Origin of the sequence: Enterobacter cloacae subsp. cloacae ATCC 13047, assembly GCF_000025565.1 — a bacterium.
Taxonomy (GTDB): Bacteria; Pseudomonadota; Gammaproteobacteria; order Enterobacterales; family Enterobacteriaceae; genus Enterobacter; species Enterobacter cloacae.
Genome location: NC_014108.1, coordinates 24,312 through 40,722, shown reverse-complemented (window position 1 = coordinate 40,722; position 16,411 = coordinate 24,312). Strand labels below are relative to the sequence as shown.

General features: G+C 47.1%; 17 protein-coding genes. 3 read left to right on the top strand and 14 right to left on the bottom strand.

What is annotated here, in order from left to right:
- Positions 1–18: 18 nt before the first annotated feature.
- The 13 genes from traN to ECL_RS27160 all read right to left on the bottom strand — a co-directional run bounded on the left by traN (position 19) and on the right by ECL_RS27160 (position 12,832).
- Complete coding sequence (traN, locus tag ECL_RS27220; protein ID WP_237707078.1) at positions 19–1,662, bottom strand: conjugal transfer protein TraN; 1,644 nt, start codon at positions 1,660–1,662, stop codon at positions 19–21.
- Between the two features lie 261 nt (positions 1,663–1,923).
- Entirely contained in the window at positions 1,924–3,954 is a 2,031-nt protein-coding gene (locus tag ECL_RS27215; protein WP_013087339.1) for a conjugal transfer protein TraN, read from the bottom strand.
- Complete coding sequence (locus ECL_RS27210; RefSeq protein ID WP_013087338.1) at positions 3,951–6,494, bottom strand: TraC family protein; 2,544 nt, start codon at positions 6,492–6,494, stop codon at positions 3,951–3,953. Before ECL_RS27210 ends, ECL_RS27215 begins: the two co-directional genes overlap by 4 nt.
- Positions 6,495–7,013: a TraV family lipoprotein gene (locus ECL_RS27205; protein ID WP_013087337.1), complete on the bottom strand. Its 519-nt coding sequence runs from the start codon at positions 7,011–7,013 to the stop codon at positions 6,495–6,497. It lies immediately after the preceding gene.
- On the bottom strand, positions 7,013–8,260 hold the full coding sequence (locus tag ECL_RS27200) for a TraB/VirB10 family protein (protein ID WP_013087336.1): 1,248 nt from the start codon (positions 8,258–8,260) through the stop codon (positions 7,013–7,015). Before ECL_RS27200 ends, ECL_RS27205 begins: the two co-directional genes overlap by 1 nt.
- On the bottom strand, positions 8,260–9,051 hold the full coding sequence (locus ECL_RS27195; RefSeq protein WP_013087335.1) for a TraK domain-containing protein: 792 nt from the start codon (positions 9,049–9,051) through the stop codon (positions 8,260–8,262). The genes ECL_RS27200 and ECL_RS27195 overlap by 1 nt, the downstream gene beginning before the upstream one ends.
- 3 nt (positions 9,052–9,054) lie before the next feature.
- Entirely contained in the window at positions 9,055–9,687 is a 633-nt protein-coding gene (locus ECL_RS27190) for a TraE/TraK family type IV conjugative transfer system protein (protein ID WP_013087334.1), read from the bottom strand.
- A gap of 3 nt (positions 9,688–9,690) precedes the next feature.
- Entirely contained in the window at positions 9,691–9,972 is a 282-nt protein-coding gene (locus ECL_RS27185; RefSeq protein ID WP_013087333.1) for a type IV conjugative transfer system protein TraL, read from the bottom strand.
- 12 nt (positions 9,973–9,984) lie between these two features.
- Complete coding sequence (locus ECL_RS27180) at positions 9,985–10,389, bottom strand: conjugative transfer protein TraE (RefSeq protein WP_013087332.1); 405 nt, start codon at positions 10,387–10,389, stop codon at positions 9,985–9,987.
- A gap of 13 nt (positions 10,390–10,402) precedes the next feature.
- Positions 10,403–11,269, bottom strand: coding sequence for a DsbC family protein (locus ECL_RS27175; protein ID WP_013087331.1), 867 nt, complete (start codon positions 11,267–11,269; stop codon positions 10,403–10,405).
- On the bottom strand, positions 11,269–11,634 hold the full coding sequence (locus ECL_RS27170) for a hypothetical protein (RefSeq protein ID WP_013087330.1): 366 nt from the start codon (positions 11,632–11,634) through the stop codon (positions 11,269–11,271). Before ECL_RS27170 ends, ECL_RS27175 begins: the two co-directional genes overlap by 1 nt.
- Positions 11,635–11,991: 357 nt before the next feature.
- Positions 11,992–12,315, bottom strand: a complete 324-nt coding sequence (locus ECL_RS27165) for a hypothetical protein (RefSeq protein ID WP_013087328.1) — start codon at positions 12,313–12,315, stop codon at positions 11,992–11,994.
- Between the two features lie 76 nt (positions 12,316–12,391).
- Positions 12,392–12,832 carry a hypothetical protein gene (locus ECL_RS27160; protein WP_013087327.1) on the bottom strand — a complete coding sequence of 147 codons (441 nt, stop codon included), beginning with the start codon at positions 12,830–12,832 and terminating at the stop codon, positions 12,392–12,394.
- Positions 12,833–12,948: 116 nt separating this feature from the next.
- Here ECL_RS27160 and ECL_RS27155 point away from each other — a divergent pair, with 116 nt between their 5' ends.
- The 3 genes from ECL_RS27155 to ECL_RS27145 all read left to right on the top strand — a co-directional run bounded on the left by ECL_RS27155 (position 12,949) and on the right by ECL_RS27145 (position 15,602).
- A complete protein-coding gene (locus ECL_RS27155; protein ID WP_013087326.1) occupies positions 12,949–13,230 on the top strand; it encodes a hypothetical protein in 282 nt (93 codons plus the stop codon).
- A gap of 208 nt (positions 13,231–13,438) precedes the next feature.
- Positions 13,439–14,488: a hypothetical protein gene (locus ECL_RS27150; protein ID WP_044160336.1), complete on the top strand. Its 1,050-nt coding sequence runs from the start codon at positions 13,439–13,441 to the stop codon at positions 14,486–14,488.
- Positions 14,489–15,272: 784 nt separating this feature from the next.
- Positions 15,273–15,602, top strand: coding sequence for a hypothetical protein (locus ECL_RS27145; RefSeq protein WP_044160339.1), 330 nt, complete (start codon positions 15,273–15,275; stop codon positions 15,600–15,602).
- Here ECL_RS27145 and ECL_RS27140 read toward each other — a convergent pair.
- On the bottom strand, positions 15,577–16,380 hold the full coding sequence (locus tag ECL_RS27140; RefSeq protein WP_013087321.1) for a DUF4225 domain-containing protein: 804 nt from the start codon (positions 16,378–16,380) through the stop codon (positions 15,577–15,579). The genes ECL_RS27145 and ECL_RS27140 overlap by 26 nt on opposite strands.
- Positions 16,381–16,411: the final 31 nt, after the last annotated feature.

The window sequence follows — 16,411 nt, the reverse complement described above, 5'->3', positions numbered from 1 at the left end:
GAGAGCGTTGATTAATTATTAATTTGTTTTTTCGTAGAAATCCTGGGTGATTTGATTAACATCCTTCTGGATTTCATCGGTTGCTTTTTTCACCATATCTTCAACATATTCGCTGAGGTCAATCTCCGCAAAGTTGATGGCGGCAAACTCGTCTGGAGTGAATCCCCTGCACTGCGGTGAACCCGAATCGCCCCAACCACTGAAGTTCTTCAGCTGCGGTCTGCCCTGTTCATGAATAATTCTCGCCAGCTTGGAGTTAAAACAGCAGTATGAGGTTGCCTTCTGGACACAGCCCAGCAGAGGGATTTTCTTTTTGCAGTATGTCCCGACTTCATGACAGTAACCGGAACCGGCCTGCATAGCGGTTTCCATCGACGTCTGATCGCAGGCTTTCATGAGGTATTGCATAGCGAAGTAAATGGCAACGGAGATCGCCAGACTTGTCGGGTCAAAGGCAACCAGCATGGCATCACCAAAGCCCTGGGCTGCCATAGACGATGCGACAGCTGCATCACCGGTCGCCTGCATCGCGACGGTATAGTAGGTATAAGCCTCCTGCGCAGCGCCGTACACTTTGGATATGGTACTGGCCGCCGTGGAGATATTACCCAATGCTCCTACGGAGTCGGTGAATACCTTCCCTTCGCTTTTGCAGCAGTTCTTAAAGGCCGTATCTACCCCAGCGAGCTTGCAATCCTGCGCACGGCCACTGAAGATAAACAGCTGATCCATACATACGCCATCGTCAGACTTCTTACCGTCATTGACCAGCATTGAACCGTCTATGTTACCTTCATCCACCGGCTTGTTAACGCTGACATCAATGCATTTATTGGGAGAGCATGACGCTCCGCCGTTATTATTCAGGCAGGACTGATTTACACCGATTGGGCAGTAGTTCTCCGACGTGTTCCAGACACAGTTTGTGCCACTGAGCGTTCCCTGTGAGCAGGAATACTGCGTGGATGATGACGTGGATTTTACACACTGACCATTTTGTATAACGTAACCTGACTGACAAACGGCCTGCACAGGTCCGGCATCGGACACGACTTTACACTGGTTGCCATTGACCAGCGTACCCGTGCTGCACAGATAATTCAGGTTTGTGGTTGAGGTGTGTTTGCACTGACCACCTTCGAGCACAGTCCCGGATGGACAGGTCAGCTGCACAGCCCCGGCATCTGCGTTAACGACACATGAGCCGTTAACCATAGAACCGGCAGAGCAGAGGTATTGCGCGTATACAACAGTTGTCCAGAATTGGGCCGGACCCTGCATGGTGATCCGGCATTCTGCCAATTGATAACCGGCAGGGACATTAGTGCAACGGCCTCCGCCCGGAACCTGCATGATTGCGCTAGGCATCACACATTTCCCGGCCCCGTCATAGGCCCATTGTTTACCACCAACATTAGGACAACTAACTGTGGGCTGAATCTGCTGCTGAGTGATACAACGGCCATTCTGAATGAAAGAGCCTGCGGGACAGGTTTGCGTCGGGGCAGTGTAGGTATAGGACTGACAGCCATTACCTACCATTACATAGCCACTTGGGCAGTAGCCCTGGGCCTGTAACAGACTTTCTTGCACGCAGCGGCCATTCTGGATGAAGTAGCCATTGGGACACTGGCTACCCAGAGGGGCATATTCGTATTTCATGCAAGCCCCGTTTGCCTGCATTGTGTATCCCGGCAGGCAATACGAATTCGCCGCCGTAGAATGATTTATCGTGGCAGTTTGACAGGCCTGATATTCGCCTTCGTCGCCCAGATAACCATTATTATTTAAATCCTGACCGCATACGAAATTTGTTGCAATAGGATTTGCCGCTTTTGCTGGCAAAATACCAATCAACATAACGAGCTGGCACAGGATTAGAATGGAACTAATGAACTTCCTCAGCATTTCCAATATTTATCCTTATTTGCTTGAACCATCTGGCTTCTTGGGATTGCCGGAACTACAGATCATGTCCTGACCAGCCTGGCGAATAACCTGCATGATCGCTGAAGCTTCTGCGAACTCATTAAGACACTGGCAAGCTTTAATAACTTCCTCGCCAGGTTCAGCAGGGCATTTGTTCGTTGCATCACACTCATAATAGAAATTGTCATATTTGATCACGCTCGCTTTATTATTTTTATCAACCTGCCCGGAAACAGCCATGTCTGGAGTTTGTTTCGGCTTACGGGTTTTGCACATATTTATACAATCACCCACTTTCGGCATGTCAGGCCAGAATAATTCACCTGCACCGTAAGTTACCTTGCCGTTATTGAACATTTTGTCTTTATAGTCGCCGGGCGTGACGGTTTTATCGATGTAGGCCTTACGCTCAATTATTTTGTCGAAATTGAAGTCTGTCTTGCGGTTGCATCGGTATTGCCGTTTCTTTTTAAACCAATCACGTTTCACAGCGACAGAGCAGAAGCTGCCCTGAAGAACCTGGGTTTGGGGAAGAGGGATAAGGCCGGTGTTGATGCTACCAGTGAAAGTTTTCACTCCGTCCACAGTTTCATCGACAAGCTGACAGTTTTGGTCCTGTTCATAAGCAGTACAGGTGTTTGAGACATACTCATCACCTTCACGACAGGAGAGGTCAGCCTTCAGCCGTACCAGAGCATATCCTTCGCCTTCACCAGAGACTTCGACGCGGATTTTGAATTTGACCGGGCCATTTTTATCAAGGTACTTTTTAAAGTCCGTATTCGGAGATTGGTTCCATGACTTGCTCAGTTCGCATGCGCCAGGCACCGGGCCTGCATCGTTCCAGTTGCCATACGGTCCTGACCAGACGACTTTATCTCCGGCCCACAGTTGCATCCAGTCATCAAAAACGGCGTTAATGAGCGTAGCGCTGGCTATACGGGTGTGGTCTTTGATGAAAAAGTTAGAATCAACTTCAAAGTATTTACACGTACCGCTCCAGTAGTTATCACCCAGACGACCTAAAACCAGTTGCAGGCAGTCAGTGCCACATTGCTGAACGGAACCTTGCCCTCCATCAAAGGCGATAATTTCATTCAGCTTAGGTTCATCCAGATTCACGTTGCGAGTGATATCGCATGAGTACACATCAGACGTTTCGTTTGGGTTCAGGCTGCCTTCAGTGATCATGCGGTAGGCATCACTGGTGGTCTTCTGACTGTTGGCATCCGTCTTCATGGCGTTATAATTATCCTTGTAATTAAGGATTTTTTTACCATCAGCAGTACCAAAGAAACCTTCTGAATCACCAATCGAACATGAAGCTGTGTCACCGCCAACGAAAGATGCCGATACGCCGTCAACCTTAATCTGACTCAGTGTGAACCAGGGGTTTGCCCGCGAAAGTGCCTGTGATGCGCCGCCACCCAGATCGTTAAGAATTTGGCCCAGATTATTCCAGGCGAGATTGCTGCCACAGCTGTTATTTATGCAGTAACAACCACCCAGTTCCGTCATAGCGACATTTTTACGGCCTAGTTGGTAGCTCTTGGGATCTGCAACCCAGGCCCAAGAAGTGCAGGTAGCAGCATTATTCGCATCGGAACACGTCTGAAAGCCGTTACTGCAAACTACTGAAATATCCCAACCTGGTGACGTTGTGATGTCCAGGGAGCCGTTCATATCGGTATCCTGCATGATATTCAGCAGTTTTAAATTACCGTTCGTTGTGGGCTGAACAAGCATGCGCATGAACTCAGATGAGCCTTTACAAACGGCTTTGCCGTTAAATGCGGTTTGGCCGTCATAGGTTCGCATATTGTTTTCACCGGATACCGGACGGATCTGCGATTCATTTAAACGGGAGGCGTTACTGGTTTTCCCTTTTACCGTTGATGAAATAGAACCTGCGATATCCTTACTTGCAGTAATTTTGGCTGTGTCCGGGGTGGCCTGAATTTGCGCATGCGCAAATGAAACAGGGAGCATAAATGCTCCCAAAGCCAGGATATTCACATTCTTCATCGACCGGCCCTCAGTACATCCGGGTTCACCCCGGAGAGTATTTTAAGAGCATCAACAGGTTCCTTGCCCTCAGCCATAAGCCGATCGAATGCAGCAACATCTGCACCGTCTGACGTGTTAACCCAATAACGCCACTGATCCACACAAAGACGAGCCACTCCCATACCCAACGGACAGTCGATAAAGACTTCACCGTATCGTGGTCGGGCATTACGAACACTGCTCAATAGCTTAAGCGGGAAGCCTTCCGTGATGTTAGGAAGAAGGCCTTTCTTAACCGCTTCGTCGTACATGCGCGATTCCAGGTAGTAACGCCATTGGGCGTTTGCCTTAACAACCGGGCCTAGACCTGGAAGCACTTCATAATCCAGCGGTGACTGAAGGACGATCCCCATCGCGCCGCGGTATTTACGAGCGCGACGATAGCCTTCGTTTATCATCTGGGTCAGACCGTCCATCGAAACCATGCCGGTTTTCTGCAACATCGAGGCGACTTCCTCGACCAGGATAATGCTCGGACGCGAGCGGTCGGAGAGGTACAAATCCATCGTAATCGCGTTCATGAGGTTCATGACCATTGGGAAGAATAGCTGCTTAACAGAGCGCAGCTTCTCCAGGTCAGTACAGACGAAATCATCATCTTTGATGTTGAAGGTCGTTGGACCGCAGAAGAACTTGCCAAAGGCGCGATCAGATTTAAAAGCTTTCAGTAGATAGGCGAGCTGGAATGCGACACCTTGAATCTCTTCAATACTTTTTTTGTGCTTATCGCTGTATTCCGACTCCAGAAATTTGCCGGATGTCAGAAAATCAGTGACGGCATCCGTTCCCCTGATACCATCACCTGAACTGTAAGCGTGGCGACAGGCCTGATCTATCAGGTTGGCTTCCAGTTCATTCACATATTGGCCGGTGAACGCGTATGCGGCAGAACTAAAGACTATCTGTGCCGCTGAAATATTCTGGGCCAGGTCTTCATCATCATTGGCTACAAAATCGAGGGGGTTGATGCATATGGGATTTTCGAGGTTGAAATCTATGTAGCGACCTTTGCGTATGCGTGTCAGTTTTTCATAGCTTTTACCCAAATCCATGATTCGCGTTTTGGCACCAATACTGGCGTAATCATCGATCATGCTGTTCAGGAAGAACGATTTACCCCCGCCCGTTTCTGCGATCACAACGAAGTTGTGAGCGTTCGCTCGCTTATCATACATGTCGAGTGAGATTAGCTGACCCTTGCGGCCAATGAGGGATTGCACCGGACGGCCACCGCCACGAAAATCTGTCTGAACCGGTAGGAAGCGTGCGATATTTTCATTATCGAGATAAAAATGACGGTCTATATTATCGATATTGCTTTCGATGTTATAAAAGCCGAAGGGCAGGGCTGTATAGAACATGACGTTCTTAATCGACTGCTCGTACATCATCTGGAAGTCAAAGCCCTCCCATAAGTTCTTAGCCTGCGCAGCGGCCTCAAAAGCTTCCTTTTCCGTTTTACCAAACACCCAGAGCTGCGGGATCATGTAATGGAATTTGCTGTCTTTGGCCATCATGCTTTGCATGATGTGATATTCCTCCATTCGTTGGCGTAACGAATGCGCCAAGCCAGCACCAACGCGCTGGAACATCGTTTGTGTTGCCTTATCGGTTATGTTTTTGCGCAGGTCGTCGTAAACGATTGTCAGGGTATAAAGGAAAGGCGACTTGATTTGTCGCATGTCGTCCTCAACACCCATGTAACCGCCAAACAGTTCATTCGTATTGAGTGGGTTATTTTTGCCCTGTGGGACAACATTGGGATATAGACATACACCGTAGCGGTGTCCGGCATAAATTAAAGAGCCAGGATCGCTAAGGTCGATGTTTGTTGCGTTCATCTGTTTACGCAGCTGCCGTTCCGGGTCATACAATCCGTTATTAGGCTCACCACTAAAGAATTCACCGGCCCATTTAATCAGATCAGAGGCCTCCCAGCGGCGGGGTTCCATCCCCGCAATGCCGAAAGATTCATGGATTGCTACAAGAAGTTCTTCAGAGATGCGCTGCTCGTGCTTGATGGTGAAGAACAGACGGAAGTTACGTAGCGGGATGTTGAACAATTTAGCGACCCCGTCAGCACCTTCACGCAGAAATTTTTCCATCTGTGCCATGTTCATAGCTGTAACGGGATCGCTCTTATCGCGTATATTGCAGTATTCTTCAATATGACTGTTCAGATTATGGTCGGGATATAAAATCCACTGGCATACAGTTCCTTTCGGGAATTGGGAGCGCACGATACCATGCAGCTTATCGAGCTTGTCATTTCCCATAAATGCCAGTGGTTTGAGTTCCCAAATCCAGCCAAGCGTATTGTCAAAATTTATGAAGGCGTTTGTATCAACATCCTCTCCTGGCAGGCGTTTCTTGAATGCGAGATAAGGTAAATATTCGCTAGGCTGATCGCGAACTGCCATATTCAGAATATCGGATTTAGTGACTTCATTGCGCAGGAACAGGTGGCGCTCAGCAACCGTTTTCAGAGTGTTAAGCATTTAGCCTTTCCCCCCCATCAGGAATGATGGCGCTGAATCATCTGTAGAAAGCTTGTAGTCAGTCAGGACGAATTTCGGTCCATTCAGCATGGTGAAGACGTAACGCGGCATGTAGGCTGTCTGGTCATCCAGACCTGGTGAGTAGGAAAGGATGAGCGTTCGAACCACTGTAGGCTGACGAACAACCGGTGTCTGCGGGGCTTCAACCAGCTGAGCCATTTGTTTGTAAACACGGTCACGATATTGCTGGTATGACGGATCTGCTTTTGTTGCCGCAGCCTGATTCGTGGCCGCTGTTTTAGCGGCAGATCCCTTTGGGTCATCAGCAACGCCATCTTCGGTAATTGCATGCCCCATATCCACGCCGGTTGTTGCCTCAATATAAGCATCGTCTGACGAAATGCACTTACCGTAACCATCTTCGAGCTTACATGCGAAATCACTGTGGTAAGGCAGAAGAGAGCAGCCTGAAAGAATCGAGGAACCCAACAGCAACAGAGAGATTTTGGCGAGTTTCATTATTTGATCCTTACTTGTTTGATTTCGAGTGTCGCGGTTTTCTGAACAAAGAGAGTCACGTCTTTACCAGGGCCGGTTTCAAGAGCTGGAGAGGTTTGCTGAACGAGGTTTAACAGGTATTTTGATACCTCAGTAAAACCTCCGGCCACGCCGGTCGCAGCTGCATTTTTAGAGGCTTCGTCTGGCTTGATGGTATTGATGCTACCCAGAGGGGAAACGTTCTGCTGAATGCTTTGATTGCCAATAACGTTCGCAAAGCCCTCAATGGATTTAGCAAAAACAGTCGCGGCCATCAGACGACCGGCACGGGATACCACTCGCGCTGACATATCACGTTTACCGTCACGATCAGAAACAAATCCGGTAACATCACCTTCAACGATGTAACCGCCATCCATTGTCATACAGTGCATAGAAACAGGAAGCACAATGATGCGTTCAGCGCTGAGATTGCCGGAGGCATTGGCTATCACGAAGCACCCGCGCAGGTTCATTTTGATGAAGTTAGGTAACTGTGCCGGAGCCTGAACCCTGAACATCACTGTCTGGGGATTATCAGAGCCATACTGACCTGTAAGGGCGTTAACGCCAACCAGGAGCTTTGCTTTCATAAATCCAACCGGCAACTGGATCTCGTTCTTTTTTGCGGAGTTATCCTCCTGGGGAGCTGCCATACCAATATCGCCGTTACCGTCAGATATACCGCCGACCCATACAACAGAAGGTTCCTCTCCATTTCCTGAATCCTGTTTACCCCCCTGAGAGGATGGATCAGTGTAAGCAGGAGGTGTGGGATAGCTCAGCATGCCAGTACCGTCGGCTGCATTACCGGAAGCCGGTGATTGAGCATTTTCGCTCTGAGCAGTTTGCGAACTTCCCGCTGGAGTGTTTGTATCAACAGCAGCAGGAGGAGGGGTGAGACTAAACTGGCCTTTTGCCATAGCATCAGCCACTGCGTCTTTAACCTGATTATCAATGCCTGATTTGAGATCTTTGATCTGACCACCGAGAGTGGAAACAATATCGTCCTGGACGTAAGAGCTGGTTTTAGCCTCAGCAACATCAGTCTGTTTAGGAGGTTCGACGGGTTTCTTTTTATCCTGACCCGTCAGGTAATAAATACCCAGGGCAATGATAACGAAAGTACCAATAGTGCCGTACTTTTTAATATTCTTCTGCTGAGCAGAAGGCTGGCGATGGAACCAGGCTCGCGCTTTTTCGATAAGCGGGAATTTATTATCAACCATTACATTGTCTCCCTGTGAACGATGACAAGTGATGAAAGCTGGCCTCTGCTGAGGGAAAGACTTTCAGCAGTAATGGCAAAAATATTTGTTCCAAAGTTTGAATTAAGGAACATTGTTTCAGTCAAAGTGACGTTGTTTAATGCGCGAATGGTATACTGCGAACCGCGTAAACCTGTGCCATCGACAAGAACATCCCGCTCTTTGCGAATTTCAATTGGTATATGACGGCCACGACTGTCATATATATTCTGCATCCAGCTTCCGCGATCTGGAACAACTTCAAAACTTTCAGGTAATCCTTTACCGCCAGAACCATCTGAAATTATTTTGGTTGTTAGCGCAATTGCAGCTTCTTCCAGCGGCAATGACCCAAATAAGGCCTGATTATCTTTAATACGATCTTTCGTATCTGAACCAAGTAAAACCTTATGAGGATTTTCATACTTAGGCAGTGCGATTAATTCAAAGGTAGAAGTACCGCACGTTAAGTAGAGTTCTGTCGGCTCAGAGTAATAGTGATTTACACCGTCTTGTGCTAAATACTTAAACTTTACCCAGAATGAACGACGGTCAGAACCAACACCGACTTCAACAGGCTTTTCTTTACTGTATACAGGCTTAGTTGCCTCGCCAGATTCACAGACCAGCCGGTTAACGTCGCGGTTTGACAGAACAACCTGGGTAGAGACTTCAGGTAAAACACGCTGAGTATTTTGAGGGAATGTTTTCTTATCGGCAGCAATGGTCTGTGCTGACATTACTGTCAGAAAAACTAATAATGCTTTTTTCATATTTTAACCTTGAATGTCAAGAATCCAGAAACGACCTTCTGAAACCGTGTAGTCAATATACATTTTTTGGGTTTCTGCTGGTTTTGCTTCCTCGCCAATAATTTTCCGCGTTTCAACACTAAACTGAATACGATACTTTTTCTTCGCGGCTGTGGTGTATTTAATATCCTCTGGATTCTCTGTAATGGTGATTGCCTGTTCAGGCAGCAATTCCATGAGCTGAGAAACCGTATTAAACTGCTTAAAATACTTTGAGCGTTCATTAAGTTTCACGCGTACAGCCTCATTGCGGTCTGGATATACCAGGCCAAGCAAGGAAGAGAATTTACTGTCAATTGTGGCTTTCGATATAGAACCGTAATCAGCGATGACAAGTCGCAACAACATCCGCATATACTCGGCAGATGCGCTTTCCCCTGTAATTAACAGGTCACTGGACTTCGCGCCGTAAGGTACAATGATCGTAGTCTGATTTTTTTCTAACTTATCTACCTTCTGATAAGTTAAACCGTTTAAAACGACTGCTGCGATAAGCGCAGCGCGAAAGAATTTCGTTTCCGACTTTTGTTTTTGTTGGTCATTTAGTGCCTCAGTGACAACCTTTTTTGCCGGGAGTTTATTCGGCTTTTTGAACATCTTTTATTCCTCCAGCTTCTTCGCCGATGAATTTGGGTAGCCATATATTTCGACTAAACCGAGTTTATAGAGTGTATGACGGAAGAACCCCCGGCCTTTAGTACGCTTAATTTTGATAATAACGATGGATACGGGGAATAGAACCGCCCAGGTAAAACCACCCAACTGCATACTTGCGAGATAACAAGCAATGAGGATCATCCATTCATCCCTATCAAACCAAAATATCTGAATAGGTTGATGGGGGTAGCGGAAAAATCGGCCTTCTCTAAATCCGTAATCCATCGTTAATTTCCTTTAGAAAATTGTCGCACCGAGAGACTGGGTGATCTCATCGAGTTTGATCAGGCAGGAACCAGCCAGGATGAATGGCAAGGCGCGGGTCCATCCCTCATTCATTTTTGTGGAACCCATTGCAATCAGCCATGCACCACCCACGAACCCGATAGGGCCGCTCGCAATTTTGTTAATTGCGATGTCATAAACGTTATAACCAAATGAACCGGTGGAAGGAGTTGTAAATGCAAACACCCCCTGGCTAACGGCAAGTAACGCCAGCGCCATAAAGAAGGCTGTGATTAATTTCGCCTGGCGTGACTCCATTGCCTTACGCAGTTTCTGCATATGAGAGTCTACGAATGATGGCGATTTATTGATATTAATAGAAAGAGCGGAAAAGTTGTTTTTGCAAATAGTTTGCATAGGTAAACTCCGGTTATTTAGCAGGTTTAGCGGAAGGTTTTTCCAGCTTTGTTACGGCTGGCTTTTCGAGTTCGGTAATAGCCGCAGCAATTTTTTGCTGGTTAAAACCGACAATCAAATTAGGTTTGGTATCGACATTAAACAGGAACGATGGTGTTCCATTAACACCTACTGCCTGAAGTATTTTTGCGTGTTGCTCTATTACTGCATCTGCCTCCTTACAAGTTTTCAGAGCTTTTTGCTTAGCCATTTGCATGGCATCTGCACCGTCAGGGTTGTGCGGCAGTTCGGATGAATAAACGTATCGAACTGCCGCATCTTTATCGTCGGAACAAATTACGTGCTCAATTTTGGCGCGCGCCAGGGGATGACCTGGGTTTACCATGAAAATCAACTTACGTTGAACGGGGTGATCTTTTGAGTAGGTTTTGATCCACTCGTCATAAGCATGGCAATACGGGCAGTCAGGGTCAGTGAACTCGTAATATACAGGCGCATCTTTCGGGCCAATCGTAATTGCTGAGTCAAGAGGCAGGCCTTTCAGAGTATCGGTCAGGCCATTCATTTTACTTTGTTCGGTCAGATTCACACCGGATGAATCATACATTTCCCCGAAAATTAAAACGCCTTTCTTGCCATCTTCACCAGGATGGAAATAAAGAATATTGCTGCCGGTTTTGACTTCATAAATACCCTTAACAGGTGACTCGCCAAAACCTGTAATACTCATGCCGTTAAAGGAAGCGGCCAGCTGGTCTTGTGCAGCTTTCATGCTGGAAGAATCAGCAACCGGTTTATCGGTAGCGTTTTGCGCATGCGCAATTTGAGAGGTCATACCCAGCACGATCGCGATGGCAACTACAGCTTTTTTAAAATTCATTATTTCTTATTCTCCAGACGTAGGAAGATTGATTCTGCGGATTCAACTGTCGTGACAGGTTTAACTGGCACAACTGGACATTTAACCGGAGGGCATTGCACAGCCGGTTTAACAGACTTGGTTCTCGTTGCTCGTTTTTTTGAGGCTCCCTTACCTGAGCTTTTATAGGTTGGGTAATTGACGGAAGGTGGCAAAGCAAAAAAGCCGAAGTTGTTACGGTCAAATACTTGTGAGGCCTCCTGATCGCTGACGATGTAAAAAGCGCCAGAAGGTCGCTGAATAATCCGATCAGCAAATGCTGGCTGTGCCAGCATATGCGAGGTCATCACGGTGATCAGTGACGCTGTAATTCGATTAAGTTTCATCGCCTGTTATCCGTGCCGTGATATGAATTTGTATCATACGGCGATTATAAACGTTATCTGGAATCAATCAACACATTGCATGATAAAAATTAATATCATAAAAAAATTGATTCGCTTGATGAAATACTTGCTTATGTATCAGTGGCTTAAATTAATTATTAGGAGTCGTGAACGAGGTTTGATTAAGTCAGGATTTGCAAATCAAAGTAGTGGACAAGGATACAAACTGTATGTCTTATTGTATTTGAAGCTGAGACTGACGCGCCTTCGGCTTGTCCAACCGACACCATGCCAGGAAAGAATTTCCTGGCATGACGCCGGTTTGCGGTAACTTAAGGGTAAGGGGAGGTGCAGGACTTAACTTTTGTCTTTATCGATGAAACGACAAATCGCTGTATAGATGACCCTGTTTGGGTTTTGATTATCCGCACTGGAGAGCATTTTGATAGTGCGTATTGTATCCGGCTTCAGCCATACACCCTTGTAGGTGGCATTATCAGGGCTGGAAAAATACCTTGGAGAAACAGTCCCTTCGGTACGGTTTTTAACCAGCCACTCAACTGTTTCAGCGATAATATCCGCTTTCTGTTCCCCACGTGTATCAGCCAGATTGTCAATCGTCTGCATGAGATCATCTTCAATTTTGAAGCGTTTATAAATCCAGCCATTAGGATGCGACATGTTTCTAACCCATTTATAGTTGTTGTGGTGACTTGTAGAATGTCAGTACAATTACTGCAATAGGACAAGCCTGATTCTAACCGACCTTATCAAGTGGCTGACTCAACTTATACCGGTCGGCAAACGCGAATAAAGCTGAGTAAAAAATTTCAGATTCAGGTATCTTGAGTTTTGCCGACAGAGCTGCGGCACGTTCCTGAGCTTCCGGTCCAATGAAAACGTTATAGCCACACTGATCAACCAACGGCGGTTGTTGAATAACGAGTCTGGCTGATAATGCTGCGGTAAGTTCCTGTGTATCCGCGCTGCTTACGTTTTCGCCACTTTGATCTATCACCGGTGGCCGCTGGATCATTTCGGCGTCTTCAATGAAGTCAGTGATGATCTTGTCATGCAGCTCGTACTGAGGCAGGTCGCGAGAGAGCGCAAGCAAGCGCAGGTTGTGCGAAATCGTCTTGCTGAACTTTTTCAGATGGATTTGCTTGTAGCCTTTTACACCTTCTCGTTTACCGCTCATGATCTTCAACCCCCGGATTTAGATCCAAATCTTACCATTTTTTAATCCAGCTGCTACCCTATTAGTAGTTAATATAGTATGCTGAAAAGAGTTGTAAAAGTGTAAGAGGAGGCTCTATGTATAACTGGAAACTGGATACGGCAGTGAAGCTGGCGAAAGAGAACTTTCTTTCCGGCATTCAGATCGCATTCGACAACGGTTCTACGCGTCCCTACCATCTGCATTTTATGACGCGCTGCGGTGACACTGCGCAGCTGGTCACTACGCATACCCAAAAAGAAAAGCGCAAAGTACGAGACTTCAGCACTAAAGGTTCAGTGATCCGTTTTCTTGATGCTCGTTTTCCGGGTTACGACAATTTGCTGAAAGATGAAGTTAAGGTGACAAAAACAGTATAGTAAAAACCCCGGCATCTTGCGATAACCGGGGCTTTAAAGAAGGCGGCAGTGCCAGACACCAACCGCTATATGAACCACTCAACACCATAAAAGTAGCTAGTTTGGCGACGAGACTACTCAATGGCTTCATGGTTAGTATAGCAAACTATTGGCTAAAATAAAGCCCTGGCGCTGCTTTCAATTCACAAGTGGATTGTGGGCAGTTTGAATGAAAGTTAATGAAAATCAACCTGATACAAACTTGTATCATGAGTTGATACCAGAGGCGATCCGGTATAGACCTTCCAGGCGTGGGGAATTCAACACGTTACGAAAGGGGCTATCTAAAATTCATCGCAGATACACTCCAACTTTCGAAATCAAAAAGCAGCCAAAAGGTATTGGTGCGCAGCTTTTCGCATGCATCTGCAACCATGATTGGAACCGCAATCCGGCACTTATTGCCCTCAGACAAAAGGGCTATACACCGTTCTCTCGTCAATTTGATCCCAACTTTAAACCTAAGCCACGTCGCTTGGGTGTGAGATCTGAGAGCAGGGAAGCGCTTACGGCCCTCCATTTTTCTCTGGCGGCCAACTGTGATTACAACCCCAGCAGTGAATATCCTTTCGAGATCTGCGTGCCGTTTGAAGAAATTGCACGTCAGATGGGCGTGTTGCATCGATATGAGAACGGCAGAACTGCCTGTGATGTTGCGTATCACGCTTTACGCGTTACGGAAGAAATGGGCCATGCAATTGTTGTCAGAGAGTTCGACAAAGATAGCAGGCAGTACAAGGCACTACGTATCTTTTTAACTGTAGATTTTTTCACAAGCAAAGGCATTACGCTTGAACACCTGAAGAAAATGCTTACTCGTTTTCAGGCCTGGACGCGTAAAAATGGTCTGAGTGAGACATTAAAACAGCGTAATGAACGTCACCTGCTTCGCCTGGAGCGCCTTGACCTGAGTATTGAAAAGCGCCATTCACTCAAAAAACTTCTGAAGCGGATTAAATGGCAGATCACCAGCCCGGAGTTAATCAAAGAGAAAGAGAAGGCCGTCTCCAGCTTGCAGGAGGCAATTGATGCCAAGCAACCCGTCAAGTTGCATGCAGCCGCTAAAGCTAAATGGCTTCAATACCTGAATAGTGGCCGCTCGATGCCGATCATTACGACCCGGCTGGAAGCCGAGCTTTCTAAAGAACAGCCTACATTACGACACATCGATGAAGAACAGTTCTACCGGCTCTTACTGGCAAGGGCTGGAGTTGAGTAGGACTTTATGCGCAATAATTTGAAACGCTAAAAACCGCCTCTGGCGGTATCTCTGCTTCTCTGATTGACAAGTTTGTTCGATTTTTAAGCTGTAGCTCTCCATGTTTTTCGTTCGTTCCGCCCCGTTTTTTGCTTAAACCTCCCTCCAGTGCCTCACCATAGAGTCATCGAGTGAGTTATGTACAGTTAACTTCGAACTATACTGCTAATTTCGAACGTAGTTTCTGAACAAAACAAGCCCTTTTAAAAAAGGGATTACATTGGCATCCTTCGGAATGCCGAATGTACCTCCCCTCGCTACGCTCAGGGCATAAAACCACTCCCTCGATACCAGCGCCCATACATTGAAAAATTAAGAAGTAGCACCTGGCGTAAACGCCAGGCAAACTTGAGTTTGCGGCCATGCAAGTATTCAGGCTCAGCAGGGCCAGTGGAAACGCCCCCGTAGCTCGCCTCCGGCTTCGCACTCGCAGTACCACGCCCCGGACCTGAAGGTCCGGCGTACCCTCGCGCAAGCGCTCGGCGCTAACTGCGCACCACCGTGGGGGCTATGAATGATAGTGCGTTCATTAAGTGGGTTATGGCTTAACAGGGCGGGGGGATGGGATTGGTGCTACCTATCAATCACGAACCGGCTTCGCCGGGCTTCGTCGGATTAGGGTTTCGGGTCAATTGAAACTCTGTGCTGCCGACTTACATGCGCTTACGCGCATAAAACCGCGCACCCATCCATCATGTGCAAAATAGTGTATCCTGTGTCCACAGGTTAAACAGAAGGAAGGAGGATGCCAGTGGAAGAACATGATCTACACGCGTCAGGCTTTACGAAAAAGGAAGTCGCGAGAATTAAACGTCACCTTGAAACCGGTGATTCACTGGACAGGGTTCTGTTTGATCTTTCCGGCTATTTCAGGATGTTCATTTGGGTTTGCATAGGCATGGCCGTTATAACCATACTGAGCGTTATTTTTGGCAGCCCGTCACAGGCAATCTCCTGCGCAATAGCCGTAGCTTTCCTGCTGATTGTGTTTCTTCTGGTGATGCCTGTTAAAGTTGGTTATAAATCCTGGAAACTATTGAGAACGCACGTTAACGATTTTGATCGTCGTGGGTGAGCAGCTCCAGTACAACCTTTGCACTGACTCCCCATCCTAAAACTTTCATGCTTAGCTTGCCTGGAGACATCGTTTGTACTTTACGGTAATAGTCGCCCGGAAGATAACGGAATAACCGCCAGGCCTCAGCTTTGCCTGTTAACCCGAAGACACTATAGACACTTGCCGCTAGAGTAGTGGCGTTGAATACGCCAAGACCAACATCGCGACTAAATCCCATGAACTCCGCAATTGACATCGCTCCATCAGCGAGTATTCCTTGCGATGCAGGTTCATTCAGTAATTGCCGGGCCGCCTCCCTGGAAACCGTGTTTAGAGCGTCACCGACGAGAACAGCTCCTGCAAGCATACCTACAGGGGTCATGGAGGCGATCATTACGCCACCAAAAACGGCCTGAACGCCAGCAAGGACGACTTTGATACCTGAGATGAAATAACCAACGATTTTATTCTGGTCAGTGACATATCGAACTTCAGCATAAATCCTGGCGTAGCCGGTTTTGAGCATGCGTGACTGTTCGAGCAAGGAGCTGTTTTCTAATCTCAATTTCTTCAGGCAGGCAATACAGTCCTCATCAGAGGTGGCGCGTCTGGCGGCTTCAAATTGCTGCATGATGACTTGTCTGATCTCATCAACAAACTTCAGGCGCGTCAGTGAGTCACTGATATGCATGGCCGCAACGGTGTTTGCGGTATTAACAAGCTTACGAGCTTCGAGATTTATCATCGTGTCAGCCCACTGTCGCCTGTTCTGACCAGGAAAAAGTGCGATATCCATCAAAACATCCTTATGTATGATCCATAAACGC

Coding starts and splice junctions, on each gene's coding strand:
- ECL_RS27210 (WP_013087338.1), bottom strand. CDS start 6,494: ATGCTTAACACTCTGAAAACGGTTGCTGAGCGCCACCTGTTCCTGCGC.
- ECL_RS27205 (WP_013087337.1), bottom strand. CDS start 7,013: ATGAAACTCGCCAAAATCTCTCTGTTGCTGTTGGGTTCCTCGATTCTT.
- ECL_RS27195 (WP_013087335.1), bottom strand. CDS start 9,051: ATGAAAAAAGCATTATTAGTTTTTCTGACAGTAATGTCAGCACAGACC.
- ECL_RS27165 (WP_013087328.1), bottom strand. CDS start 12,315: ATGTCGCATCCTAATGGCTGGATTTATAAACGCTTCAAAATTGAAGAT.
- ECL_RS27150 (WP_044160336.1), top strand. CDS start 13,439: ATGAAAGTTAATGAAAATCAACCTGATACAAACTTGTATCATGAGTTG.
- ECL_RS27215 (WP_013087339.1), bottom strand. CDS start 3,954: ATGAAGAATGTGAATATCCTGGCTTTGGGAGCATTTATGCTCCCTGTT.
- ECL_RS27190 (WP_013087334.1), bottom strand. CDS start 9,687: ATGTTCAAAAAGCCGAATAAACTCCCGGCAAAAAAGGTTGTCACTGAG.
- ECL_RS27175 (WP_013087331.1), bottom strand. CDS start 11,269: ATGAATTTTAAAAAAGCTGTAGTTGCCATCGCGATCGTGCTGGGTATG.
- ECL_RS27185 (WP_013087333.1), bottom strand. CDS start 9,972: ATGGATTACGGATTTAGAGAAGGCCGATTTTTCCGCTACCCCCATCAA.
- ECL_RS27140 (WP_013087321.1), bottom strand. CDS start 16,380: ATGGATATCGCACTTTTTCCTGGTCAGAACAGGCGACAGTGGGCTGAC.
- ECL_RS27155 (WP_013087326.1), top strand. CDS start 12,949: ATGTATAACTGGAAACTGGATACGGCAGTGAAGCTGGCGAAAGAGAAC.
- traN (WP_237707078.1), bottom strand. CDS start 1,662: ATGAAATACGAATATGCCCCTCTGGGTAGCCAGTGTCCCAATGGCTAC.
- ECL_RS27170 (WP_013087330.1), bottom strand. CDS start 11,634: ATGAAACTTAATCGAATTACAGCGTCACTGATCACCGTGATGACCTCG.
- ECL_RS27200 (WP_013087336.1), bottom strand. CDS start 8,260: ATGGTTGATAATAAATTCCCGCTTATCGAAAAAGCGCGAGCCTGGTTC.
- ECL_RS27145 (WP_044160339.1), top strand. CDS start 15,273: ATGCCAGTGGAAGAACATGATCTACACGCGTCAGGCTTTACGAAAAAG.
- ECL_RS27180 (WP_013087332.1), bottom strand. CDS start 10,389: ATGCAAACTATTTGCAAAAACAACTTTTCCGCTCTTTCTATTAATATC.
- ECL_RS27160 (WP_013087327.1), bottom strand. CDS start 12,832: ATGAGCGGTAAACGAGAAGGTGTAAAAGGCTACAAGCAAATCCATCTG.